Source organism: Cupriavidus sp. LA-1 (assembly GCF_055385985.1).
Window position 1 is genome coordinate 1870410 of sequence record NZ_AP031388.1, and the last position, 25262, is coordinate 1895671.

Sequence of the window (25262 nt, forward strand, 5' to 3'; positions counted from 1 at the left end):
GTGCGGCATCCTGCATGCGTACCCCGGCAGGCGCGATTCAGGCCGATCCGCTGTAAACTGTCGGGTTGGTGCCGGCCGTAGCAGCGGCGGCACCGCCACATTATGCTTTCCGGCTCTCGTATCCATGACGATTCACCGTTTGCTTCCCCTGGCGCCGCTTGCTGCGGTAGCCATGGTTTCCGTCGTGCACGCCCAGGCAGTCCAGCCCGGCGACCTGCGCGCCAGCCCCGAGCGGCTGGTGCAGGCCGCGGTGGAGGGCGTGATCGGCACCATCCAGTCCAATCCCGACACACGTGCCGGCGACCTTGGCAAGATCACCGGGGTCGTGCAGAAGCAGTTCCTGCCTTATACGGATTTCCAGCGCACCACGCGGCTGGCGGTGGGCAGCGCCTGGCGCACGGCCACGCCGGAACAGCAGCAGCAGCTCCATGAGCAGTTCCAGATGCTGCTGGTGCGCAGCTACGCCGTGTCCCTGGCGCAACTGCGCGAGCAGAACGTCAAGTTCCGCTACCAGCCGGTCAAGACGGCCAGCGGCGCCACCGACGTGGTGGTGCAGACGCGCGTGATCAACAATGCCGACGAAATGCAGATCGACTACCGGCTGCAGCGCGCCGCCGGCGGCTGGAAGATCTATGACATCAACATGATGGGCGCGTGGCTGATCGAGGTGTACCGCAAGCAGTTCGCGGACATCGTCGCGCGCGGCGGCGTCGACGGGCTGGTCAAGTACCTGACCGCCCACAACGCGCGCCAGGCGTCTGACACCTGAGCCAGCGCCTGGGGTGGCCCCGGGGTTACTCAGGGTGCGGCGTGTCCGGTGTCCCGGCGCCGCCAGCGGCGCAGTTCCACCCATTGCCATGACAGCAGCGCGGGCACGCCGAACAGGATTTCCCGCGCGCGCTTGACCAGCGCCAGAGCCAGGGAGACCTGCGCGTCCATCCCCAGCACCTGCCCCAGCAGCATCACCACGGCTTCCTGCACACCCAGCCCGGCCGGCACGAAAAACGCCACGTTGCGCGCGGCCTGGGTCAGCGATTCGATCGCCAGCGCCTGCCAGACCGGCACCGGATGGCCCAGCAGCCACAGCGCCAGCCAGATCTCCAGGGTGCCGCTGACCAGTCCGGCCAGTTGCCAGCACAGTGCCTTGGCCAGTTCGCGCCGGCGCCGGTTGAGCGCGCGGATATGCGCGTCGAGCCGCGCGCCGTCGATCATCGCGACGATGCGGTGGTCTTCGCCAAACAGCTTGCGCGCCGCGCCTTCCAGCTTTTCGAACAAGGCGGTGTGGCGCAGCGACAGTGCGAACAGGACCGGCACCGGCAAGGACAGCAGCAGGCCGCCCAGGATGATCCAGGCGCTGCCGCTGTGCTGCAGCGCGGCCACCAGCATCAGCACGCCCGTCGCCGCGAACAGATATTGCGAGAACATGGTCACCATCACTTCAACCACCACGCTGGCGGCGACCGCGGTGGTGTCGTGGATGCGCAGCCGCGTCAGGCGGATGCCGACCAGCTCGCCGCCCACGCCCACGGTGGGCAGCAGGCGGCCCACCGCCTCGCGCACGGTGGCGACCCACCACAGGAAGCCCAGCCCCGCTTTCTCGTCGGGGTCGGCGGAGGTCAGCAGGACGCGCCAGCCCTGGGCGTCGAGCAGCAGCGGCAGCGCATGCAGGGGCACCAGCAACAGCAGCGGCCAGCCGCCCTGGGCCATGACGGCGGCAATATCGCCGGCGCCCTGGTGGATCACCAGCGCGGTGAGCGCCAGCAGCCCGAGCAGGCCGGTCAGGTAAGCAAAGCGTTTCATTTTGAACGGTCAGGCACCGAGCACGTCGGCAAAGCCCCCGCGCCGGTTGGCCGCGCGCTCGAGCGCGGCGCGCACGCGCGGCGACAGCAGCGCGGCGAGTTCGTCGGCGTGGCGGTAGCCGCGCATCGACTTGGTGATGGCCTCGCCCGAGACCACGCCCGGGTGCAGGTAGATCTCGCCCACGCCCGCGGGCAGCCGCGCCAGCGCCTGCAGCAGCGCCGCCTCGTCCATCTGCCCGCTGCGCGCGATGCCGACCACGTAGTCATTGTGCGCGATGCCGGCACGGTCCAGCCGGCGCCGCAGCAGCGCCAGCCAGGGGCGCAGCAGCCATGGCGCGCCCGCTTCGCGCGGCAGGCGCATCGCGCGCAGGCCGTATTCGCGCCCGATCGACAGGATCAGCGACAGCACCGTCGGGTGCAGGTGGAAATGCTTGTGGGTGTTGACGTGGTCCAGCGGCAGGCCGGTGGCGGCGAAGGCTTCGAACTGCGCGCGGATTTCCGCCGCCAGCTGGCGGCGCACCCCGGGCAGGAAGAAGAAGCGGCAGCCGTCCAGCGCCATGGCCGAGCCGAAGCGCCCGTGCTGGTCGACCAGGCCGGGGATCTGCGCGCGCGGCAGCGTGGCGGGGCCATCGGCCAGCACCACGTGCAGCCCCACGCGCAGCGAAGGCAGCCGGCGCGCGCGCTCGACCGCATCCGCCACGGCGGGCGCGCCCACCATCAGGCTGGCGGCGTTGAGCACGCCGTCGCGGTGGGCCAGCTCCACGGCTTCGTTGACGGCGGTGTGCAGCCCGAAGTCGTCGGCGGTGACAATCAGCGCGCGTTGCGAGGCACAGGAAAGCGCTTGGGCCAGGATCAGGCCTCGTGCGAGCGCAGGAAGCGGAAGAACTCCACGCCTTCGCGCAGGCGCCGCTTCATCATGTCCCAGCTGCCCAGCATCTCGCGCACGATTTCCCAGATCTTGCCGGGGCGGAAGTAGAAGCGCTTATAGAAGGTCTCCACGCCGTGGTAGATGTCTTCCTTGGACAGGTGCGGGTAGCTGATCGCCGCCAGCTGCACGCCCTTGTCGTTGACCAGGTTGATGACCTTGTTTTCCTCGAGCCAGCCGTTCTCCACCGCCTGCCGGTACAGCGTGGTGCCGGGGTAGGGCGCGGCCAGCGACACCTGGATCGTGTGCGGGTTGATTTCCTTGGCGTACTCGATGGTCTTCTCGATGGTCTCGCGCGTCTCGCCGGGCAGGCCCAGGATAAAGGTGCCGTGGATCTGGATGCCCAGCTTGCGGCAGTCTTCGGTGAAGCGGCGCGCGATGTCCGTGCGCAGGCCCTTCTTGATGTTCAGCAGGATCTGGTCGTCGCCGGACTCATAGCCCACCAGCAGCAGGCGCAGGCCGTTCTCTTTCATGATCTTGAGCGTGCTGTACGGCACGTTGGCCTTGGCGTTGCACGACCATGTCACGCCCAGCTTGCCCAGCCCGCGCGCGATTTCTTCCACGCGCGGCTTGAAGTCGGTGAAGGTATCGTCGTCGAACATGATCTCCTTCACTTCAGGCATGTTCTCCTTGATCCATTTCACCTCGGCGATCACGCTTTCCGCGGTGCGCGTGCGGTAGCGGTGGCCGCCCACAGTCTGCGGCCACAGGCAGAAGGTGCACTTGGAGCGGCAGCCGCGGCCGGTGTAGATCGACACATACGGGTGCTTCAGGTAGCCGATGAAGTAGTTGTCGATCTTCAGGTCGCGCTTGTAGACGGGCGCCACGAAGGGCAGCTCGTCCATGTTTTCGATCATCGGGCGCGGCCCGTTGTGTTCGAGCGAGCCGTCCGGCAGGCGGTAGGAGAGGCCGGGGATGTCCTTGAGCGGCTTGCCTGCCGCCACGTCCTGGCAGGTGTAGTCGAACTCTTCGCGGCAGACAAAATCCACGGCCTCGCTCGCGCCGAGCGTGCCGCCCGGGTCAACGGCGGGCTTGGCGCCGACCATGCCGATCATCACGTCGGGCTTGCGCTTCTTGAGTTCCTCGGCGAACTTGGCGTCGGTCGGGAACGAGGGCGTGCTGGTGTGGATGATGACCAGGTCGTAGTCGACGGCGATGTCCAGCGTCTGCTGCGGGGTCAGTTCGTCAGCCGGAGCGTCGAGCACGCGGCTGCCGGGCACCAGCGCGGCGGGCTGGGCCAGCCATGTCGGGTACCAGAACGACTTGATTTCGCGTTTGGCCTGGTAGCGCGAGCCTGCGCCGCCGTCAAAACCGTCGAAGGAAGGGGCCTGGAGGAAAAGGGTTTTTTTCATAGCGGCCTCTGGGGAAGGATGCCGGTGGTAGATGGATTGTGGTTGGCGTGCGGGCGACGCGCAGGCGTATCCCGCACCGACAGCACCTGCTCGCGCCACCGCACGCGCCTGCCGGCGAGTGCAGCGGCCCAGCCGGCCAGCAGCAGCACATCGCGCAGCGGCGCGCGCAGGGCAGCGCCGGCGCTGCCCGCGAGCATGCTGCGTGCGAGCACGCCGGCCAGCGCGACAGCCAGCATCGCCGGCAGCGGCGCCAGCCACGCGCCGAGCGCAAGCATCGGCCAGGTGAAGGTGATAAAGGTGAAAGCAAAGCCCGCCGGATTCAGCGAACGGATCGTGCGCAGCCAGCGCAGCTCGTGGCTCCACAGGTCGGAGAAGCGGTTCTCGGTGACGTCCGTCGTCACCACGACATCCGACAGCACCGTCTGCAACCCGCGTTGCCGCGTCAGCTCGCCCAGCCAGAAATCGTCGGCCAGCCGGTCGGACAAGGCCTCGAAGCCGCCGATCGCCGCCAGTGTCTCACGCCGCAGCGCGATGGTCGCGCCAAAGGCAAAGCGGCGCGAGCCGCCGGCGTGCGCGATGCGCACCGACGGCGCAAACCAGTCGTCGATGAACTGCGCGCCCAGCCGCGACCACAGGCCGCCGGTCGGATTGCCGCGATACAGGCAGGTGACCACGCCCACACCGGAGTCCGCCAGCGGCGCGGTAACGCGCGCCAGGTAGTCCGGCGGCACGGCAATGTCGCTGTCGGCCACCACGAGGTCATCGTGTTTCGCCTGTGCGCTCAGGTTGATGAGGTTGCTGACCTTCAGGTTGCTGCCATGCACTTGCGGGTCGATCACGAGTGCGATGTCGCAGTCCGGAAAATCGCGGCGCAGCTGCGCCACCACCGCAATCGCCGGATCGTCCGCCGCGCGCACGCCGAACACGAGCTGGAAGGCCGGATGCTGCTGCCGGCACAGCGTGGCCAGGTTTTCATACAGGCGCGGTTCGGCGCCGCACAGCGGCTTGAGCACGCTGACCGGACGCACTGCCGCACCGGCGGGTGCCGGCCGCAGCGCGTGCCGGCGCGAGCGCCATGCAGCGGCCAGCGCGTATCCCGCCGACACACAGGTCAGCGTACTGCCCAGCAGGGTTGCGGCAAGTGTCGCCGGTTCCGCGCCCATCGGTGCTTCTTTCAGTGCGTGACCGCGGCCGGTGCCTTGGGCTTGGCGGCTTTGGCCGGCTTGGCCCTGCCGATCTCTTCAAGCTTGATCTCGACGTGGCGTGAGAATACATACTCGGCCGGCCGTTGCTTGTCGAGCGCGATATCGGGGGCCATCGCTCCGCTGGTGCGCACGCCGCGCAGGCTCACGCCCAGCGCCTTGAGCGGGTGGGCGAAGGTGTCCGCCACCGCGGTGGCCTCGTAGCCGCTGTGCACCATGCAATCGGCGCATTTTTCGTAGTTGCCGGTGCCGTAGGCGTCCCAGTCGGTCTCTTCCATCAGTTCGCGGAAGGTCTTGGCATAGCCTTCGCCAACCAGGTAGCACGGACGCTGCCAGCCGAACACGGTGCGCGCCGGGTTGCCCCACGGCGTGCAGTGGTAGGTCTGGTTGCCGGCCAGGAAGTCCAGGAACAGCGTCGACTGGCTGAACGCCCAGTTCTTGCCGGCGCGGCCGCGGCTCAGGATGTCGCGGAACAGCTGGCGGGTCTTGCCGCGGTTCAGGAAGTGCTGCTGGTCCGGGGCGCGTTCATAGGCATAGCCGGGCGATACCGTGATGCCGTCCACGCCCATCGCCTTGACCGAGTCGAAGAAGCGCGCCACGCGCTCGGGCTCGGCATCGTTGAACAGCGTGCAGTTGATGTTGACGCGGAAGCCGCGCTCCTTGGCCAGGCGGATGGCCTCGACGCAGCGGTCGTAGACGCCTTCCTGGCACACCGAGCGGTCATGCATCTCGCGGTCGCCGTCCAGGTGCACCGACCAGACGAAATACGGGCTGGGCTTGTACTGGTCGAGCTTCTTCTCCATCAGCAGCGCATTGGTGCACAGGTAGACGAACTTGCGCCGCGCGATGATGCCTTCAACGATGGCCGGCATGTCCTTGTGCAGCAGCGGCTCGCCGCCGGCGATCGACACCACCGGGGCGCCGCATTCGTCCACGGCTTCCAGGCATTCCTGCACCGACAGGCGCTGGTTCAGGATAGGGTCCGGATAGTCGATCTTGCCGCACCCGGAACACTCCAGGTTGCAGCGGAACAGCGGTTCCAGCATCAAGGCAAGCGGATAGCGTTTCTGTCGCGACAGATGCTTGCCGACGATGTAGGCGCCCACGCGGGCGACCTGCAGGAATGGAATGGCCAAGGCAACTTCCTCTGGTTTGGTTCAGCCGGCGATATTCTCGTTGGCGGTGGCTGGTGTGGCGGCGGCTTCCTTGCCGGGCTTGCGCGGGGCCGCTTGCGGGGCGCGCGGCTTCACGTCGACCAGCTCGGCCGGGAGCCGGAATTCGGCATGCTCCTCGCGCCCGGCCATGGTGGTGACCTCGACCGGGCCCAGCCGGCGCAGCGCCGCGATCACGTCCTCGACCATTTCCTCGGGCGCGGACGCGCCGGCGGTGATGCCGACCACGTTGGCATTGCGCACCCAGGCTGGGTCCAGTTCGCTGCCCTCGGCGATCAGATAGCTGGGCACGCCGCTTTCGGTGCCGATCTCACGCAGGCGGTTGGAGTTGGAGCTGTTGGTCGCGCCGATCACCAGGATCACGTCGGCCAGCTTGCACAGGTCGCGCACCGCGCTCTGGCGGTTCTGCGTGGCGTAGCAGATGTCGCGGGTATCGGGGCCGACCAGGTTGCTGAAGCGGCGGCCGAGCGCCGCGATGATATTGCGGGTGTCGTCCACGCTCAGCGTGGTCTGGGTGACATAGGCCACAGGGGTGTCGGCGGGCAGGTCGAGCTTGCCGACCTCGGCCTCGTTCTGCACCAGGATCACCTTGCCCGGGATCTGGCCCATGGTGCCTTCCACCTCGGGGTGGCCGGCATGGCCGATCAGGATCACGGTACGGCCGCTGGCGGCGTACTGGCGGCCCTGGGTATGGACCTTGATCACCAGCGGGCAGGTGGCGTCAATGGCATGCAGCTGGCGCTGGCTGGCATCGGCCACGACGTCGCGCGAGACCCCGTGCGCGCTGAAGATGGTCACGGCGCCGGTCGGCACTTCGTCCAGTTCTTCGACGAAACGCGCGCCTTTTTCCTTCAGTCCCTCTACGACGTGCTTGTTATGCACAATCTCATGCCGCACGAACACCGGTGCGCCGTGCTTGACGAGGGCGCGGTCGACAATCTCGATCGCACGCACCACGCCGGCACAGAAGCCCCGCGGCTGAGCAAGAATCACCTGCATGGAGTAGGCCCCCCGACCCTTTGTAACGGGTTTCAGTGTTTGTGATGTTGAGACGAAAAATGTGCCTGGTATCCGGCAAAGACCTGCCGCAGATCCACCGCAGATCACATTTTCGTCGCACGGTGGTTACTATATACCTGACACGCAGGCTTTGTCTGGAGGCGCTGTAGTCAGCGCGAGGCTGGCTGCGGCGACTTCGTCTCATGGGAAAACGGGTTTATGACGAAAAACGATGACGTGCTGGTGACAGGCGCCTCGGGATTTCTGGGTTCGGCGGTGGCGCGCCAGGCGCTGGCACGTGGTTTCCGGGTGCGCGTGCTGGTGCGCCCTCAAAGCCCGCGGACCAACCTGGCAGGGCTGCCGGTGACGGTGGCGGAGGGCGACATGCGCGACGCCGCCGCCGTCGCCGCCGCGCTGCAGGGCGTGCGCTACCTGTTCCATGTGGCTGCCGACTACCGGCTGTGGGCGCCGGATCCCGAGGACATCGTGCGCACCAACGTTGACGGCACCCTGGCCGTGATGGAGGCCGCGCAGCGGGCCGGCGTCGAGCGGGTGGTCTATACCAGCAGCGTGGCCACGCTGCGCGTAGCCGGCGCGCGCGCGCCGGTGGACGAGACCGCGGCGCTGCGACCGCACGAGGCCATCGGCGCCTACAAGCGCAGCAAGGTGCTGGCCGAGCGCGTGGTCGAAAAGCTGGTGGCCGAGCGCGGCCTGCCGGCGGTCATCGTCAACCCGTCCACCCCGATCGGCCCGCGCGACGTGCGGCCCACGCCGACCGGGCGCATCATCGTCGAGGCGGCCACGGGCAAGATCCCGGCCTTTGTCGATACCGGCCTGAACCTGGCCCACGTGGACGATGTGGCCGAAGGGCATTTCCTGGCGCTGGAGCGCGGCCAGACCGGCGAGCGCTACATCCTGGGCGGCCAGGACGTGATGCTGCAGCAGATGCTGCGCGACATCGCGCAACTGTGCGGCCGGCGCCCGCCGACCGTGCAGCTGCCGCGCTGGCCGCTGTATCCGCTGGCCTATGGGGCGGAGGCGGCGGCGCGCTTTACCGGGAAGGAGCCCTTCATCACGGTCGATGGGCTCAATATGTCCCGGTACCGGATGTTCTTTACCTCCGACAAGGCGCGCAAGGCGCTGGGCTATCAGCCGCGGCCGTACCAGGAGGGCCTGCGGGATGCGCTGGAGTGGTTCCGGGTACAGGGGTACCTGGGTCAGGGCTGATGGCGCCGGGCGCGCTCAGGACCGCACCGGCGCCTGCGCCCGGCCCTTCCACTGTCCGCCGCGCCGCAGCCAGTAGCGCCGTGCCGAGTCGATGGTCGCCCCCAGGTAGAACAGCGCCGTGACCGGCAGCAGCGGCGCCAGCCACGCCGGCTGCCGGTATTCGCGCAGCATCGGCAGGTAGGCCAGGGTCATCGCGCCCCAGGCCAGCCACGCCGGCCACAGCCGCCAGCCGATCGCGAGCACCGGCGGCACCAGGTAGGTCAGCACCATGCCCGCCACCGCGCCGGCCAGCAGCAGCGGCGAATAGCGCAGTTGCGTGTAGGCGCTGCGCGCGATCATGTCCCACAGGCTGCGCCAGTCGTCATAGGGGCGCAATGACACGCTGTCGTCGGCCAGGTCCAGCCGGATGGCGCCGCCGGGCTTGATGCGCGCGGCCAGGCTGCAGTCGTCGATCAGTTCGCCGCGGATCGCGGCAAAGCCGCCGATGCGCGCCAGCGCCGCGCGGCTGGCCAGCATGCAGCCCCCGGCCGCGGCGGCCACCCTGCTGCGGGCATCGCGTACGCGGGAGAAGGGGTAGAGCTTGGCGAAGAAGAAGACAAAAGCCGGTACGATCAGCCGTTCCCACGCCGATTCGCAGCGCAGCCGGACCATCAGCGAGACCAGGTCGCGCCGTTCGTCCTCGGCGCGTGCCACCAGCGCTGCCAGCACGCCCGGTCCGTGCCAGATATCGGCATCGGTCAGCCAGACATAGCGGGCTTGCGGGGCGATGTGGTCCGCGGCGGCCAGTCCCTCTGACTGCGCCCAGACCTTGCCGCTCCAGCCGGCGGGCAGCTCGCGCGCGCCGATGACGGTCAGCCCCTGCGGGCGCGCCGTGGCCGCCGCGGCGGCGCGGGCGATATCGGCGGTGCCGTCCTGGCTATGGTCGTCCACCACCACCAGGGCCAGCCGGCCGGGGTAGCGCTGGCCCAGCATGCCCGTCACAGCGCGGCCGATGACCTCGGCTTCATTGCGCGCGGGGATGATGGCAACCACGTCGGGCCAGTGCGCCGGGGCCGCCGCAGCCGGCGGCTTGCGCACGCGCCAGAAGCCCGCGCGGGCAAAGATCAGCACCAGCCAGATCACGAGCGACAGCAGCGATAACAGAAACGCAATGTGCATGGATTGCCTTATTTGACGATGCGCCGCGCCAGCCGGGCCAGCCGCGGTACGGTTTCAGGACGCAGCAGGCGCGCGTCGTAGCCGGCCATGCGCCGGTCGTTCTCGGCCAGGCACAGGTCGATCATGGCGCCCGGGGTCAGGGCTTCGCCCAGCGCCGCGGAACCGTTCATGGTGAAGTTGGCGTCCTGCGCCACGCCCTCGGCGTCAATGCCGCGGGCGATGCCGATGCGCTCCCAGATCAGGAAGGCCCACACCTGCGCCACCTTCAGCGCGAACGGCACGCGGCGCCACCACGGCAGGTTGCGCCGGTACCAGGCAGCCCAGTTGACGAAGAACAGGATATGCCGCCCTTCCTCCTGGATCACCGGCTCGAAGGTCTCGACCAGTTCGGCGGGGAAGAAGCCCGAGCGCTTCGCCGCGGCAAACAGGCCGAAGGCGAAGAAGCTGTCGATGCACTCGCTGTAGCCGGTGACCAGCCAACCCCATACGGGATCGTCCGGCGGCGGGTAGTCCGGCTCCGGCGCGAGCGCGATGCCGTAGGCCTCGACCAGTTTCGACAGCACCACCTTGTGGCGTGCTTCTTCGCCGCCGTCCATATCCAGCGCGCGGCGCAGCAGCGGATCGCCGACGGTATCGGCAAAGGTCTTGACGCGGACCGAGGCGCGCCCCTCGGTCTGCACGGCGATATCCCAGATCGGCAGCGAGGTCACGCGGCGCAGGGCCTCGGGCGACAGCGTGGGCCATGCGATCACGGCGGGTTTGTAGGGGTTGTGGGTCTGCAGCAGCATATTGCAGAACATCTGCAGGTGCTGCGGCGAGCCGATGCGCACCGCCCCGGGGGTGGGGTCGGTCCAGTGGCGCATGGCGTGGTCGGCCTGCTCGACGGAAGTGCGGGCCACCGTAGCGGCGACGGCGCGTGCGCGCGCCTCGGCATCGGCGGCGCTGTTTTGCGGCGGCGAGGCGGCCGCGCGGTATGCAGCCTCAGTGGTCTCGGACATGCGGCCCCCTGGCGATGGTTTGCCCGGGGCCATTGTAGCGAGGCGCGCCGGCCGGCGCACCCCGCCAACGGCGCGGATCAGGCGCGATAGCTGACCGGTCCGCGCGAGCGCACGTCCAGCGCGTAGTAGCACACCGTCAGCAGCACCAGCCAGCCCGGGCCCACGTACAGCGCCACGCGGGTATCCGGGAAGTAGGCCATCAGTGCCACCACCAGCCCCAGGAAGGCCAGCGCGATATACGAGCCATAGGGCCAGAACGGCATGCGGAAGGCCAGCGCCTTGCGCTGGGCTGGCGCCAGGTTGCGGCGGAACTGGATCTGCGTGACCAGGATGATGGCCCAGGTCCAGACCGCGCCGAAGGTGGAGATCGCCGTCACCCAGACAAAGACCTTCTCCGGCACCAGGTAGTTGAGCAGCACGCCGCACAGCAGGGCGCCGATCGACACCAGCAGCGCGCGGCGCGGCACGCCGTTGCGGTCTACCCTGGCGAAGGCTGCGGGCGCCTGGCCCTGCAGCGCCAGGTTATACAGCATGCGCCCGGTGCTGAAGATGCCGCCGTTGCACGACGACAGCGCCGCGGTCAGCACCACGAAGTTGATGATGCCCGCGGCGGTCTTGATGCCCAGGCGCTCGAAGGTCAGCACGAACGGGCTGCCCTGCGCGCCGATCTCGTTCCACGGGTACAGCGACAGGATCACGAACAGCGCGCCCACGTAGAAGATCAGGATGCGCCAGAACACCGAGTTGATCGCGTCCGGAATCGACTTCTTGGGGTTGCGCGCCTCGCCGGCGGTCAGTCCGATCATCTCCACGCCCAGGTAGGCGAACATCACCATCTGCAGCGACATCAGCACGCCCGTGGCGCCGTTGGGCATGAAGCCGCCGTGCTGCCACAGGTTGGAGATGCCGGTGGCGACACCGCCGTTGCCAAAGCCGAACACGATCATTGCGCCGCCGCCGAACAGCATCAGCACGATGGTGACGATCTTGATCATGGCGAACCAGAACTCGAACTCGCCATAGGCCTTGACCGCCATCAGGTTGACCGAACCCATCGCCGCCAGCGCGGCCAGTGCCCAGATCCAGTGCGGCACGTCGGGGAACCACATGCCCATGTAGATGGCCACGGCGGTGATCTCGGCCACGCACGTCACCAGCCACAGGAACCAGTAGTTCCAGCCGGTCAGGTAGCCGGCCAGCGGGCCCATGTGGTCCTGCGCGTAGCGGCAGAAGGAGCCGGCCACGGGGTTGTGCACGGCCATTTCCCCCAGCGCGCGCATGATCAGGAAGATCATTGCGCCGCCGATCAGGTAGCCCAGCATGATGGCGGGGCCGGCCATCTTGATGGCGTTGCCGGCGCCCAGGAACAGGCCCACGCCAATGGCCGAACCCAGCGCCATCAGCCGGATATGCCGTTCGCCCAGGCCGCGTTGCAGATGTTCTGCGCTTGCACTCATGTGTCGTTGTCTCCGTGTCTTCAGAATGGCCGCGCCGGCCTTCGTGGGGCCGGCGGGAGCAGCTATTTTCTTGTCCGCGGTGGACCGCAGACAGAAAATAGCGGGCAGGTTAATCACAATAAGGGGATATTTGTTGCTGAATTCGTCGCGAAATTCAGGAGAAATTGCTGGTGTTGTGAGCGGAGGCCGCCCCGCGCGCAATGGTGTGGCGCGATGGACGGCGCGCAGCCTTGTCGCTATCCGCGTGCGGCCACCCGCCAGGCTCCGGGCGGCTGGCCGAAGCGCCGCGTGAAGCTGCGCGTGAAGGTGGTCTGGTCCGGGTAGCCGGACGCCAGCGCGATCTCGGCCAGCGGCAGCGCCGACTGTGTCAGCAGCTGCAGCGCGCGGTCCAGCCGCAGCCGGGTCTGGTAGCGGTGCGGGGTATCGCCGAAGGCCTCGGCAAACAGGGTCTGGAAGCGCCGCACGCTCCAGCCGAAATGCCCGGCGACTTCCGCCACGCGCAGCGGCGACGCCAGGTTGGCGCGCAGGTAGGCATCCACGGCCATCGGCGGGAACACCTCCGGGTCGCCGGGCATGCCGAGGCAATCCGCCAGCGCCGCGGCCAGCGTGGCCGCCAGTTGCCAGTCGGCCTGCGGCCCGCGTGCCTCGGCGGCGCGCCACGCGGCCAGCGCGCGTACCCGGCTGCCGAAGGCGCCGTCCAGCGAGAAGGTGCGGGGGCGTGCCAGCAGCCGCGCGGGCAGCGCCACCGACCGCGCCGGGAAGTCCGCCACCAGCTGCAGGTTGCCGTCGCAGCCCAGGAATTCATGATGGCTGCCGGCCGGCACGATCAGGCCGGTGCGCTCGTCCACGCGGTAGGCGTGGCCGTCGATCTCCAGTTCGGTGGCGCCGGCCAGGCCAAACAGCAGCTGGTGGTAGCCATGCTGGTGGCCGTCCGGCTGCGGGCGGTAGCGCCGCTGCTCGACCAGCGGCGCGGTGTGGGGCTCAGCGGGCTTCGGCATGCCGCAACCTGCCATGGCTCTGGCACAGCCAGACACCCGCCCCGGCCACCGCCATGCCCAGCGCCTGCACTGTATCCAGCCGTTCGCCGAACAGCAGCCAGGCCTGCAGCGCGGCCAGCGGCGGCGCCAGGAACATCAGCGCCGCGGCATTGGCGGCCTGCCTGCGCCGCACCAGGCTGACCAGCAGCCAGGTGCCGGCGCCCGACAGGCCGATCGCCGCCCACGCCAGGCCGGCCCACAGCGCCACGCCGCCGTGCCAGTGCAGCGGCGCGCCGGCAGCCTGGATCGCCACCATTGCGGCGGCCACCAGCATGGCGCCCAGGTTCTGCCATGCCGAGCTGGCGCGCAGGTCACAGGCGGCGATGGCGGTTTTCTGCAAGAGGGTTCCCATGGTGATGGAGACAATGGCCAGCACGCCCAGCAGCACGATCCAGGGCGATAGCGACGGCGTGGCGCTGTGCATGCCGGCCTGCATCGCCGGGGCGACGACCAGCGCGACGCCGAGCGCACCCAGCGCCAGGCCCTGCCACGTTCGCCTGGAAGGTAGCTCTTTCAGCAGGGGCATGGCAAGCAGCGCGGTCAGCAGCGGCTGCAGCGCACCCAGCAAGGCCATGATCGCCGGCGGCAGGCCCCTGGCCACGGCCCCGTAGCCGGCGCACAGGTAGATGCCCTGCATCAGCGCGCCAGCCAGCAGGTGGCGCGGCGCCTCGCGCAATGGCGGCCAGGCCGCGCGCGCGGCCAGCCACCATGCCACGAACATCAGTCCCGCCACGGCAAAGCGGCCCAGCAGGAACAGGCTGGTGTCGGCCAGCGGCACGATGGCCTTGCCGATGATAAAGCCGGTGGACCAGATCAGGACAAAGGCAACGGTGGGCAGCCAGGCTGCGGCGGGCAGGGGGCGCGACATGAATGCAGGGATTTCCGCCCGGGGGCGGGATCAGGATGGCAAGGCGCAAGGCTAGCCAGGCGTGGCGCCGCTGTCTTGGCAAATCCGGCAATCGTGCGCTGAAAGTATTGGTAACACTCCCGGTGCCCGGCCACGTCAACCGATGGCCGCTTGCCACGTAAGATGGTGGTGGACTGGTCAAGGTCCGGTCGTGTTCTGCTCGAAAAGGGGCGAGGAGAAAGGCATGCATCCGGCACAGCATCCGAGACAATCCGGCCGTGGCGGGTTCGCCGCCTGGCGCGCCGCCGCGGCGCTGGCACTGGCCGCGTGCGTGGCCGCCTGCGCACAGGTGCCGGCCGAGGCCACCGGCAGCACCGGCACCGCCGCCGACCTGCGCTGGCTCAATACCGTCACTTACGGCGCCGACCAGGCCACACTTGGCGACCTGCGCCGGCTGGGCCGCAAGACCTTTCTCGAACAGCAACTGAACTTGCCGCCGGCCGATCCGCCCGAACTGGCGGCCGCCATCGCGGCCTTGCCTGGCCTGCAGGCCGACGCCGGTGCCCAGATCCAGGCCGCGCGCGACGCCCGGCAGCGCATCGACGCCCTCCCCGATGACGACAGCAAGCAGCAGGCCCGCCAGGCGCTGAACGCGCAGGGCCGCGAGATCGTGGCCGATGCCTCGCGGCGCCACCTGCTGCGCGCGCTGTATTCGCCGGCGCAGCTGCGCGAGCAGATGACGTGGTTCTGGATGAACCATTTCAACGTCTATTCGGGCAAGGGCCAGGTCCGGCTGCTGCTGCCCGACTATGAGGAACGCGCCATCCGCCCGCACGCGCTGGGCCGCTTCCGCGACCTGCTGATGGCCACCGTGACCGCGCCGGCCATGCTGGTCTACCTCGACAACGCCCAGAGCAGCGCCAACCGCATCAACGAGAACTACGCGCGCGAGCTGATGGAGCTGCATACCCTGGGCGTGTCGGGCGGGCCCAGCGGCTCGCGCTACACCCAGCAGGATGTGCAGGAGCTGGCGCGCGTGCTGACCGGCGTGGGCGTCAACCTGCGCGGCACGCCGTCGCCGCCGCCGCGGCTGCCGCCGGCGCGCGCGGGACTGTACCGCAGCGATGGCCTGTTCGAATTCAATCCCGCACGCCATGACTTCGGCGTGAAGACGCTGCTGGGCCAGCGCATCGAGCCGGCCGGCTTCGACGAGGTGGCGCGCGCGGTCTCGATCCTCGCGCGCGAGCCGGCCACGGCGCGTTTTATCAGCGCCAAGCTGGCGACGTACTTCATTGCCGACACCCCGCCGCCGGCGCTGGTCGAGCGCATGACGCACACCTTCACGCGCACCGATGGCGATATCGCGGCGGTGCTGCGCACCTTGTTCCTGGCACCGGAACTGGACCGGCAACTGGCCGCGCCCACGCGCAAGTTCAAGGATCCGATGGTCTATGTGGTGTCGTCGATGCGGCTTGCCTATGAAGGCCGCCCCGTCACCAACCTGCGCCCGGTGATGAACTGGCTGAACCAGCTTGGCGAGCCGCTGTATGGCCACGTGACGCCGGATGGCTATCCGTCGGCAGAAGGCGCATGGGCCAGCTCGGGCCAGATGGTGCGGCGCTTCGAGATTGCGCGCGCGATCGGCTCGGGACCGGCGGGCCTGTTCGCCGGCGATGTCACGAAGCCGCGCGGCGCGCGCTTCCCGATGATCGGCAACAAGCTGTACTACGACACCATCGAAGCCACCCTCGGCCCGGCCACGCGCGCCGCGCTGGCCCAGGCCGAATCGCAGGCCGAATGGAATACCGTGCTGCTCGGCTCGCCCGAGTGGATGCAGCGCTGACTACGCAGGGGGAGCAGACCATGCAACGCCGACAATGGCTGAAGACGATGGGCGGTGCCACGCTGGGGCTGGCCTTGCCCGCCATCGCCTCGCGCGTCTATGCGCTGCCGGCGCAGGCCGACGCGCGCTTCCTGCTGGTGTTCCTGCGCGGCGGCTATGACGCCGCCAGCGTGCTGGTGCCGGCCGGCAGCGATTTCTACTACGCCGCGCGGCCCGGTATCGCCATCCGCCGCCCGCCCGCGCCGGGTGCTGACGCAGACCCGAGCGCGGCCGTGGCGCTGGCGCCGGCCTTTGCCGCCGACAGCGCCGCGCGCGGCATCGGCGACTGGGCGCTGCATCCGGCATTGGCCGCGAGCATGCTGCCGCTCTGGCAGCGCGGCCAGCTGGCCTTCGTGCCATTTGCCGGCACGCACGACCTGTCGCGCAGCCACTTCGAGACCCAGGACGCGATCGAGGCCGGCTTGCCGGGCGAGGGCGAGGACCGCAAGGCCGTGGCTTCGCTGCGCGGCAGCGGCTTCCTGAACCGGCTGGCGCAGGCCATGGGCGGGCAGGCAGCGCCGGTGGCATTCACCGACGGCCTGCCGGTGGTGCTGTCCGGCCCGCGCGACGTGCCCAACGTCTCGCTCAAGGGCACCGGCCGCACGCCGTTCGATGCGCGCCAGTCGAAGCTGCTGGCGCAGATGTACAGCGGCACGCGTTTCGAGTCGCTGATCGATGAGGGCTTCGAACTGCGCGAGACGGTGGCGCGCCAGGCGCAGATGCAGCAGGGTGACATGGCTGGCGATGGTCAAGGCACGATGGCGTCGCGCCAGCAGGAAATGCAGGCCGCCAACCGCCGCTCGCTCAGCGCACGCGGTTTCGAAGTCGAGGCCAGGCGCATGGCCGGGCTGATGCGCGAGCGCTTCAACCTGGGCTTTATCGACGTGGGCGGCTGGGACACCCACGTCAACCAGGGCGGCGCGCAGGGGCAACTGGCCGGCCTGCTCAACAACCTTGGCCGCGGCCTGTCCGCCTTCGCCGCCGAAATGGGGCCTGTATGGGACAAGACCACCGTGGTGGTGCTGTCCGAATTCGGCCGCACCTTCCGCGAGAACGGCACGCGCGGCACCGACCACGGCCACGGCACGGTCTACTGGGTCGCGGGCGGCACCGTGCGCGGCGGCCGCATCGCCGGCGAGCAGGTGGCGGTGGAACAGGCCACGCTCAACCAGAACCGGGACTGGCCGGTGCGCAATGAATATCGCGCGGTGCTGGGCGGGGTGTTCCGCAGGCTCTATGGACTGGATGATGCGCGGCTGGCCCAGGTGTTTCCGGGGGTGAGAGGGCGGGATATCGGTTTGGTCTAGAACCCCGTTCCGCAGGCCGCAGGCGACGCTCAGTTGCTGCTGTTGGCCGGGGTGGCGATGGTTGGCGCAAGGGGAGCGATGGGTGCCGGGGGCTGGGCCGGCGAAGGCGGAATGGGCGGATTCGCGGAAGCCGGCGGGGCAGGCGCCGGTTCGGCCTGAGGCGCTGGCGCCCCCGGGGCACTGCCCGCGCTCATGTCCTGCGGCACCGCAATCACCGTCTCCCCCCGGTCCAGCGCCAGGCTGGACTCATCCTGGGCGCGATCCGCCGAAGCGCCGGATGCCGAGCCGGCCGGCGGCGCTACCTCAGCCTCCGGCGCAGGCAGCGCCGGCCGGCGCGGTGCCGGGCGCGGCGCCGGGGTTTCGCTGGCCTTGTCGCGCGTGAACATCTGGCTGAACCAGCCACGCAGCTGCGTGCCCAGCGACGCGAACAGGCCGGTCTCCTCGTGCTCGGCAAAGCGCGCGCGGCCGTCGACGATGCGGGCGTGCAGCGCGCGCTGGTAGAAGTCGCCCACCATCGGCAGCGCGCTGTGCGCGCCCTGGCCCCAGTAGTCGCTGCGCAGCGTGACGCGGCTGTCATTGAAGCCGACCCAGGCGCCCGCTACCAGTTCCGGATGCATCAGGATGAACCAGCCGTCGGCATTGTCCTGGGTGGTGCCGGTCTTGCCGGCCACATCAGCGCGGATGCCGAAGCGCGAGCGGATGCTGGCGCCGGTACCGCGGTCGATCACGTCGCGCATCACGTCGAGCAGGGTTTGCGAGGTCGCGGCGGGCAGCGCGTGCTCGGCGCGGGCCGGGCGGAATACCTGCAGCACATTGCCCTGGCGGTCCTCGATGCGCGTCACCATGGTCGGCGCAATGTAGTCGCCGGCGTTGGCGATGGTGCCGTAGGCGGCCACCATCTCCTTGAGCGTGACCGGGCTGGTGCCCAGCGCCAGCGACGGCACCAGGTCAAGCTGGCTGTCGCGCACGCCCATGTCGCGCGCCAGCCGCGCCACGCGCGCCGCCCCCACTTCCTGCATCAGCTGCGCGGTGATGGTATTGCGCGAATAGACCAGGCCGTCGCGCAGCGTCATGGCGCGGCCGGTGGGGCGGCCTTCGTCGCTGGGGCGCCAGATTTCGCCGCCGGCCAGCTTGATCTCGACCGGCTGGTCCACCAGCGTGTCGTCGGGCGTTTTACCGTCTTCAAAGGCCGCGCCGTAGACAAAGGGCTTGAAGGTCGAGCCCGGCTGGCGGCGCGCCTGCTGCACGTGGTCGAACGCGTCCTGGGTGTAGTCGCGGCTGCCTACCCAGGCGCGGATCTCGCCGTTGCGCGGGTCGATGGCCAGGAAGCCGGCCTGGATGCGCGTCTTCTGCTGGCGCAGCGCGCGCATGAAGGCGCTGTCGGCCATCAGCTGGGTCAGCGCCTCTTCCGGCGCGGTGCCGGCGGCGATGGCGGCACGGTACTCCGGTGTCTCGCGCACGAAGGCCTGCACCAGCGGCTTGTTGGCGGCCCAGCCCGCGCGCGGCGCCCAGGCTGCGTTGGCGATGGCCTGCAGCCGGTTGCCCTGCTGCACCACGGCCTGCGTGGCCATGGCCTGCAGGCGCGCGTCGATGGTGGTGTGCACCACCAGGCCGTCGGCGTAGATGTCGTAGCCGTTGCGGTCGGCCCAGCCGATCAGCCACTTGCGCAGTTGCTGCGCGAAGTGCGGCGCGGGGCCGGGCGGCTCGGTCTGGCGTTCGAAGTCGATGCGCAGCGGGCGCTTTTTCAGCTGCTCGTAGCGCGCCGCATCCAGCTTGCCGTGCTTGACCATCTGGCCCAGCACGGTATTGCGCCGGTCCAGCGCGCGCTCAGGGTTGAGCACCGGGTTGTAGTAGCTGTTGCCCTTGAGCATGCCGATCAGCGTGGCGCTCTGCAGCACGTCCAGCGAACGGGCCGGGCGGTCGAAGTAGGTGCGCGCCGCCATCTCGATGCCGAACGCGTTGTACAGGAACGGCACCGTGTTGAGATAGGTCTCGAGGATCTCGTCCTTGGTATAGAGCGCCTCGATCTTCAGCGCGGTGATGGCTTCCTTGAGCTTGCGCGTCAGCGTGGGCGCGCGGCCGATCTCATCGGGATAGAGGTTGCGCGCAAGCTGCTGGGTGATGGTGGACCCGCCCTGGCGGTCGCCGGAAAAGGTATGCACCGCGGCCGAGGCCAGCCGGCGCCAGTCCAGCCCGTGGTGCTGGTAGAAGCGGTGGTCCTCGGTGGCGATCAGCGCGGCTACCACGTTGGGCGAGATCTGCGACAGCGGCACCCAGTCGCGGTTGGCCCACTTGAACAGCGCCAGCTCCTTGCCGTCGGCGGACAGCACCTGGGCCGGCTGCTCCGACTTGGCCTTGCGGATATCGCTGATGCCCGGTGTGAACGGGATCAGGATCAGCACATAGAGCAGGAAGGCCGCAGGGATGGCGGCCAGCCCGACCAGCACGCCGCGCCGCGTGGGGCGCAGCGTCCCGGGCCGGGTCAGCCCGGCGCTTGCGGCGCGCGCGGCCAGTCCTGACAAGCGCTGCTGGAGCGGGGCAGGCAGCAAAGCCTGCAGCGAGGCAAGCCGGGTCTTGATCTCAGCCAGCTTCATGAGGCGAAGCGGTCGAGGCAGAGGCGCATGGCGGCACGGGGCACTGGCATTACCGTCGTCGGAAAAGCATGCATCCTACCAAAACGTTCTCCTCGGTTACAGGGAAAACCCCCAGTCGGGGGCTATCCGCCACTTCCTGCTGCGAAGCAGGGGTCACAAAGGCTTCATATTGCGCCGCCACAATGCCGAGGCCGCAACTTGTGCGGACGATGCGCCGTTGCCGGGTTGCCCGGCTCGATCGGGTTGGCCCCCCCTTGCCGACCGTGCCTTGGGTCCGGCGCGGTGTCGTGCCTCAAACAGAACACAGAGAAATCACAGTGAAGAAAGCTCTCCTTGCCATGACGGCAGCAGCGGCCGCGTCGGCCGTATCCGGGGTCGCGTCGGCCCAGTCCACCTCGAACGTGACGCTCTACGGCATCGTCGATGCCGGCGTCGAAGTGATCAGCCACGTGCCGGGCAGCAACGGCGCCCAAGGCACCGTCACGCGCCTGAACTCGGGCAACCTGTCCGGCTCGCGCTGGGGCTTGCGCGGTACCGAAGACCTGGGCGGCGGCCTGAAGGGTATCTTCGTGCTGGAGAGCGGCATCGATATTGACACCGGCACCTCGGGCCAGGGCAACCGCCTGTTCGGCCGCCAGGCCTATGTCGGCCTGCAGGGCGGCTGGGGTGCGGTCACGCTCGGCCGCCAGCAGAACGCGCTGTACGACCTGTTCGGTGCCTTCGACCCGATGGCCGTGGGCCCGCGCTACTCGCTGAACAGCGTTGACTCGGCCTTCAATGGCCGCGCCGACAACGCCATCAAGTACACCGGCAAGTTTGGCGGCCTGACCGCCACCGGCTTCTACAGCTTCGGCCGCGACAACAACGGCGAAGTCCCGGGCGCCCCCAAGGTCGCACGCAACTTCGGCGGCGGCCTGTCGTACGCCGCGGGCGGCTTCTCTGTCGGCGCCGCCTATGACCAGTACCAGGGTGCCACCGTGGCGCTGCAGGACCGTGCTGCCAAGCGCGCCGCGGTGGGTGCTGCCTATGCCTTCGGCGAAGCCAAGGTGTTCGCCGGCTACCGCTGGCTGAGCGACGACGGCGTGTCTGCCGCCACCGCGACATCGACCCGCAGCAACGTGTACTGGGCCGGCGCACAGTACCGCTTCACGCCTGCGCTCCAGTTGACCGGCGCGGCGTACTACACCGACATGCGCGACAGCAGTGCGGATCCGTGGATGTTCGTGCTGTCGGCGGACTATTCGCTGTCCAAGCGTACCGACGTGTACCTGAATGTTGGTTACGCGAAGAACAAGTCCGGTTCGGCGCTGGGCCTGAATGGGGTTGGTACCGTGGTGGCCGGCGAGAACCAGACCGGTGCCACGATCGGCCTGCGTCACCGCTTCTGAGCGTAGCCGCCTGATGCCCGTCCGGCAGGCCGCGAAGCCTGCCTGGGCGGGTGCTTAACTCTCATATCGACACCTGCGGCTGGTATTGCGGGGTTCGTTGGGCCGGTTGGTTTGATCGGCCTCTTTTTTCTTTGGGCGTTGCCGTGGTTGTGGGGTGTTTTGGCGGGATTCCTGCTCGTTGGGTTGCTTGGTTATGTCGGTCGGGTTTAATGTTGTCGTAGGTTTTACCGCCTGGTTCCGCCCTGCTGGGTGGGTCACCTTTGTCCGAGCGACAAAAGTAGGTCGCCCCTTCAGGGGCGAAACCAGGGCCGTCGATCCATCGACAGATACCCGCCGCAGGCACGATAAGTGATTCAAGCGGCGCAAAAATGTGGGTCAGACACAAGGCTGGCGAGACTACTTCAGCGCCGGAGCCAAAACCTGACCGCACTGTCGCGCCTTAGCACATTCGCAACGGTTTCACCAATCCAACACACGGAAGTGGTTATGATTTGGTAGTCGCCTAGTCGAGAAGCTGCCTATGACCCTCCACGTCACGATCCGCACCATCCGTACCGGCACGCTGCAATCCGCCCGCTATCAGGCGCGCGTCTATCTCACCACCGATGCCGAGGCCCTGCCGTTGCTTGCGACGGCATGGAGCGAGCGCGAGGCAGATGCCTTCCGTACCGCACAGTTCTGGGCGCAGCGCCACGCTTATGTGGTGTCTAATCCACGCGCCGGGACTTTCTACGGGGTTTCGGGCCGGCGCTGAAGCCGGCCAGCGTATCCGCTACTTCGTCCGCGCCGCGGACGCCGCAGGCGCCTCGGCAGGCTTGGCCGGTGCCAGGCTGCTACCGGGTTGGCCCCGCGCGTCCAGACCGGCAGGGAGCGACTCGCTCAGCGTGCCCGCAACGCGTCCACGATATTCATCCGCGCCGCCCGCACCGCCGGCAGGAAGCCGCCCACCAGCCCCATCACCATCGCGAACGCCAGCGTCTGCAGCGCAATGCCCGGCGTCAGGATGAAGCGGAACGAGAGGTCCGCGAAGGTCTGGAAGTTGGTGGTCGAGAACGATGCGAACTGCATCAGCGCCGCGCATGCCAGCCCCGCGACGCCGCCCACCAGCCCCAGCAGCGCGGCTTCGATCAGGAAGGCGGTGAGTACGTTGACGCGCTTGAAACCGAGCGCGCGCAGCGTGCCGATCTCGGCCACGCGGTTGGCCACCGAGGCGTACATGGTGATCATGGCGCCGATCATCGCCGCGATCGAGAAAATGGTGGACAGCGTGAAGCCCAGGATATTGATAAAGCTGGACAGGGCCTTGGACTGGTCGCTGTAGAAGGTCTGCTCGCGCTTGGCCTCGTCCGCCAGGCGCGGGTCGACGTCGATATCGGAGCGAAAGCGCTCGAACAGCGCGGTATCCGCCAGCCTGACCACCATCGACGAATACGCATTGCGCCGGAACGACTGCATCAGCTGGTCCACGTCGCCCCAGATCTCGGAGTCGAATCCGCTGCCCCCGGCATCGAAATGTCCCACCACGGTCCAGTCGCGCTGGGCAAAGCGCAGGTGCTGGCCGATCTGCACGCCGGCAAAGCCGCCGGCGATGCTGCTGCCGACAATGATCTCGGACGAGCCCGGGCGGAACATGTGCCCGGCCACCAGCCGCACCTGCGGCCGCAGGTCCAGGCCCGGCGGCGAGATGCCGCGGATCACCACGTTGGACGGCTGCCCGGTGCTGGCCTTGGTGAGCGAGATCAGCACCACCGCCTCGCGCGAGGCCAGCGGCCGGCCCGCGCCGCTCATGGCCACGGCCGGGTGCATCTCCATGATGCTGGCCTGGTCGCGCGCGACCGCGCTCTGGATCTCGGTCTCGGCGCCCTTGCGGATCACCACCACGTTGTTCTGCTCGCCGGTGGTGACCAGCGTCTTCTTCAGCCCGGCATCGAGCATCAGCATGGTGGCGAAGACAAAGACCACCAGCGCCAGCCCGGCCGCGGTCAGCGCTGTGGTCAGGCGCCGGGCCCACAGGTTGCGCGCGATATAGGTCAGCGGGATCGCCACGTCAGCCTTTCGTGCGCTAGCCAATGGCCCGCAGGCCCTCGACGATGCGCACGCGCGCGGCCTGCACCGCCGGCACGATGCCGGCAAAGACGCCCACCGCCAGCGCGCAGGCCGCCTGCAGCTGCATGGTCTGCGGCGACACGGTGAAGACCGGGAACACGCCGCCCACCGCCTGCTTGAAGGCGGTGGCCATCGGCGGCGTGGCCAGCATGCCGAGCGCGCCGCCGGCCACGCAGATCGCCAGCGATTCGCCGAACACCAGCAGCGCCAGGAAGCCGGGGCCGAAGCCCAGCGCCTTGAGCGTGGCGTACTCCACGGTGCGCTCGCGCGCGCTCATCGCCATGGAATTGGCCATCACCGCCATGATGATGACGATCACCACGTAGGACACCACGCGGATCGCGGCGATGATCTGGTTGGACATGGCGACAAAGCCCAGCTGGAAGGCCTGCTCGGTCTCGGTCAGCGTTTCCGCCAGCGAATTGCGGAACACCGCATCGACATTGCGCGAGATCGCGGCGGTGTTGTCGGGGTTGCCCACGCCCAGCACATAGACGCCGACCTGGTCGGCCTGGCGCGGGGTGCGCTTGCGCACGGTCTCGTTCAGGTATTCCCAGTGGAACACCATCTGGCGCGTGATGGTGCTCTCGTCGCGCCCCTCCATGATGCCGCGCACCACGAACTCCCAGGTGCCGGGGTAGATGGTGCCCTTGATCGGGACCACGTCGCCGATCTTGAAGCCGAACTGGTCGGCCAGCTGGCGCCCGACCAGCGCGCCCTTGCGGTCGCGCTGGTAGTCGGCGCGCTGCTGGTCGGGCACGATGAATTCCGGGTAGAGGTCGAGATAGTTGTCCGATACCGCAAACTGTGCGAAGAAATTCTTGGGATCGCGATAGACGCCGCCGAACCAGTTCGAGCGCGCCACCGAGGTCACGCCGTCGACGCCCTTGATGCGGCTTTCGTAGCTCAGCGGCAGCGGAAACACCAGCGAGATCGCATTGCGCGTGACCAGCCGCGCGCTGGACGCGGCCGAGGCGCCCGCGTACCAGGCGTCGATCACCGTCTGCAGCAGCCCGAACGCCAGCACCGCGATTACCAGCCCGAACACCGTCAGCGCGGTGCGCAGCTTGTGCCGCAGCGCGTTGCGGGTGATCAGCTTGAGCGCGTACATGAGGGTTCAGGCAACCTCGCCACGGATCAGCTCTCCCTTCTCCAGGTGCACCAGCGATCCGGCCGCGGCCGCCGCGTGCGCATCGTGGGTGACCATGATGATGGTCTTGCCGGCATCGGCATTGAGCCGCTGCATCATGGCCAGGATCTCGGCGGCGGAGGTGCGGTCGAGGTCGCCCGTGGGCTCGTCCGCGACGATCAGCGCCGGGTCGGTGATCAGCGCGCGCGCGATCGCCACGCGCTGCTGCTGGCCGCCCGACAGCTCCGACGGATAGTGGCTCATGCGGTCGGCCAGGTTGACCATGTCCAGCACCAGTTCCACGCGCGCGCGCCGTTCCGCCCGCGGCAGGCTGGTCAGCATCAGCGGCAGCTCCACGTTCTCGAACGCGGTCAGCACCGGCATCAGGTTGTAGAACTGGAAGATAAAGCCGACGTTGGCGGCGCGCCAGTCGGCCAGTTCCGCTTCGGGCAGTCGCGTGATATCCAGTCCTGCCACGCTCAGGGTGCCACGGTCGGGCCGGTCGATGCCCGCGATCAGGTTCAGCAGCGTGCTCTTGCCCGATCCCGACGGCCCCATCAGCGCAACGAAATCGCCCTCGCCGATTTCCAGCGAGATATCGGTCAGCACCGGCACGGTCTGCACGCCGCGCCGATAGGATTTGGCGACGTGGCTGATGCGCACCAGGGGCGTTGCGCTCAAGC

At 68.6% G+C, this 25262-nt stretch carries 21 protein-coding genes; 6 read left to right on the forward strand and 15 right to left on the reverse strand.

Translation table 11 applies throughout. From position 1 onward, the window contains the following. The first annotated feature begins 124 nt into the window (after positions 1–124). Entirely contained in the window at positions 125–769 is a 645-nt protein-coding gene (locus ACZ5MJ_RS27675; protein ID WP_464224122.1) for an MlaC/ttg2D family ABC transporter substrate-binding protein, read from the forward strand. Between the two features lie 29 nt (positions 770–798). Here ACZ5MJ_RS27675 and ACZ5MJ_RS27680 read toward each other — a convergent pair whose 3' ends face one another. The 6 genes from ACZ5MJ_RS27680 to ispH are packed head-to-tail and all read right to left on the reverse strand — an operon-like array spanning position 799 to position 7449. Continuing rightward, entirely contained in the window at positions 799–1800 is a 1002-nt protein-coding gene (locus tag ACZ5MJ_RS27680; RefSeq protein WP_464224123.1) for a lysylphosphatidylglycerol synthase domain-containing protein, read from the reverse strand. A gap of 9 nt (positions 1801–1809) precedes the next feature. Further along, on the reverse strand, positions 1810–2613 hold the full coding sequence (gene hpnK, locus ACZ5MJ_RS27685; protein WP_464226623.1) for a hopanoid biosynthesis-associated protein HpnK: 804 nt from the start codon (positions 2611–2613) through the stop codon (positions 1810–1812). 38 nt (positions 2614–2651) lie between these two features. Next, entirely contained in the window at positions 2652–4076 is a 1425-nt protein-coding gene (gene hpnJ / locus ACZ5MJ_RS27690) for a hopanoid biosynthesis associated radical SAM protein HpnJ (protein WP_464224124.1), read from the reverse strand. Beyond that, a complete protein-coding gene (gene hpnI, locus ACZ5MJ_RS27695) occupies positions 4073–5239 on the reverse strand; it encodes a bacteriohopanetetrol glucosamine biosynthesis glycosyltransferase HpnI (RefSeq protein ID WP_464224125.1) in 1167 nt (388 codons plus the stop codon). Before hpnI ends, hpnJ begins: the two co-directional genes overlap by 4 nt. Positions 5240–5250: 11 nt before the next feature. Continuing rightward, positions 5251–6414, reverse strand: coding sequence for an adenosyl-hopene transferase HpnH (hpnH, locus tag ACZ5MJ_RS27700; RefSeq protein ID WP_464224126.1), 1164 nt, complete (start codon positions 6412–6414; stop codon positions 5251–5253). Between the two features lie 21 nt (positions 6415–6435). Beyond that, the gene (gene ispH / locus ACZ5MJ_RS27705; RefSeq protein WP_464224127.1) at positions 6436–7449 is read right to left on the reverse strand and encodes a 4-hydroxy-3-methylbut-2-enyl diphosphate reductase; all 1014 of its coding nucleotides are present in this window, start codon (positions 7447–7449) and stop codon (positions 6436–6438) included. A gap of 219 nt (positions 7450–7668) precedes the next feature. On the opposite strand from ispH, the gene hpnA reads away from it, so the two are divergent. After that, on the forward strand, positions 7669–8676 hold the full coding sequence (hpnA, locus tag ACZ5MJ_RS27710; protein ID WP_464224128.1) for a hopanoid-associated sugar epimerase: 1008 nt from the start codon (positions 7669–7671) through the stop codon (positions 8674–8676). A 15-nt stretch (positions 8677–8691) separates the two neighbouring features. Here hpnA and ACZ5MJ_RS27715 read toward each other — a convergent pair whose 3' ends face one another. From ACZ5MJ_RS27715 to ACZ5MJ_RS27735, 5 genes are all read right to left on the reverse strand, one after another. Next, entirely contained in the window at positions 8692–9834 is a 1143-nt protein-coding gene (locus ACZ5MJ_RS27715; protein ID WP_464224129.1) for a glycosyltransferase, read from the reverse strand. A gap of 8 nt (positions 9835–9842) precedes the next feature. Beyond that, a complete protein-coding gene (locus ACZ5MJ_RS27720) occupies positions 9843–10832 on the reverse strand; it encodes a ferritin-like domain-containing protein (protein WP_464224130.1) in 990 nt (329 codons plus the stop codon). A gap of 77 nt (positions 10833–10909) precedes the next feature. Then, positions 10910–12289, reverse strand: coding sequence for an amino acid permease (locus ACZ5MJ_RS27725; RefSeq protein WP_464224131.1), 1380 nt, complete (start codon positions 12287–12289; stop codon positions 10910–10912). Between the two features lie 236 nt (positions 12290–12525). Continuing rightward, complete coding sequence (locus ACZ5MJ_RS27730; RefSeq protein WP_464224132.1) at positions 12526–13287, reverse strand: helix-turn-helix transcriptional regulator; 762 nt, start codon at positions 13285–13287, stop codon at positions 12526–12528. Continuing rightward, positions 13271–14194 (reverse strand): DMT family transporter, encoded by a 924-nt coding sequence (locus ACZ5MJ_RS27735; RefSeq protein WP_464224133.1) that lies wholly within the window; start codon positions 14192–14194, stop codon positions 13271–13273. Before ACZ5MJ_RS27735 ends, ACZ5MJ_RS27730 begins: the two co-directional genes overlap by 17 nt. A gap of 223 nt (positions 14195–14417) precedes the next feature. Between ACZ5MJ_RS27735 and ACZ5MJ_RS27740 the strand changes: the two genes are divergently transcribed. Together ACZ5MJ_RS27740 and ACZ5MJ_RS27745 are read left to right on the forward strand one after the other, a co-directional pair. Further along, entirely contained in the window at positions 14418–16016 is a 1599-nt protein-coding gene (locus ACZ5MJ_RS27740; protein ID WP_464224134.1) for a DUF1800 domain-containing protein, read from the forward strand. 20 nt (positions 16017–16036) lie between these two features. Beyond that, on the forward strand, positions 16037–17362 hold the full coding sequence (locus ACZ5MJ_RS27745) for a DUF1501 domain-containing protein (protein ID WP_464224135.1): 1326 nt from the start codon (positions 16037–16039) through the stop codon (positions 17360–17362). Between the two features lie 29 nt (positions 17363–17391). On the opposite strand, the gene ACZ5MJ_RS27750 is transcribed toward ACZ5MJ_RS27745, so the two are convergent. Beyond that, entirely contained in the window at positions 17392–19956 is a 2565-nt protein-coding gene (locus ACZ5MJ_RS27750; RefSeq protein WP_464224136.1) for a penicillin-binding protein 1A, read from the reverse strand. A gap of 317 nt (positions 19957–20273) precedes the next feature. On the opposite strand from ACZ5MJ_RS27750, the gene ACZ5MJ_RS27755 reads away from it, so the two are divergent. Together ACZ5MJ_RS27755 and ACZ5MJ_RS27760 are read left to right on the forward strand one after the other, a co-directional pair. Then, a complete protein-coding gene (locus ACZ5MJ_RS27755) occupies positions 20274–21344 on the forward strand; it encodes a porin (protein ID WP_464224137.1) in 1071 nt (356 codons plus the stop codon). Positions 21345–21864: 520 nt separating this feature from the next. Next, positions 21865–22098, forward strand: a complete 234-nt coding sequence (locus ACZ5MJ_RS27760; protein ID WP_464224138.1) for a CDP-diacylglycerol pyrophosphatase — start codon at positions 21865–21867, stop codon at positions 22096–22098. A 125-nt stretch (positions 22099–22223) separates the two neighbouring features. On the opposite strand, the gene ACZ5MJ_RS27765 is transcribed toward ACZ5MJ_RS27760, so the two are convergent. The 3 genes from ACZ5MJ_RS27765 to ACZ5MJ_RS27775 are packed head-to-tail and all read right to left on the reverse strand — an operon-like array spanning position 22224 to position 25260. Further along, on the reverse strand, positions 22224–23390 hold the full coding sequence (locus ACZ5MJ_RS27765; RefSeq protein ID WP_464224139.1) for an ABC transporter permease: 1167 nt from the start codon (positions 23388–23390) through the stop codon (positions 22224–22226). Between the two features lie 16 nt (positions 23391–23406). Next, positions 23407–24561, reverse strand: coding sequence for an ABC transporter permease (locus tag ACZ5MJ_RS27770; protein WP_464224140.1), 1155 nt, complete (start codon positions 24559–24561; stop codon positions 23407–23409). Between the two features lie 6 nt (positions 24562–24567). Continuing rightward, on the reverse strand, positions 24568–25260 hold the full coding sequence (locus tag ACZ5MJ_RS27775; protein ID WP_464224141.1) for an ABC transporter ATP-binding protein: 693 nt from the start codon (positions 25258–25260) through the stop codon (positions 24568–24570). Between the last annotated feature and the right edge of the window lie 2 nt (positions 25261–25262).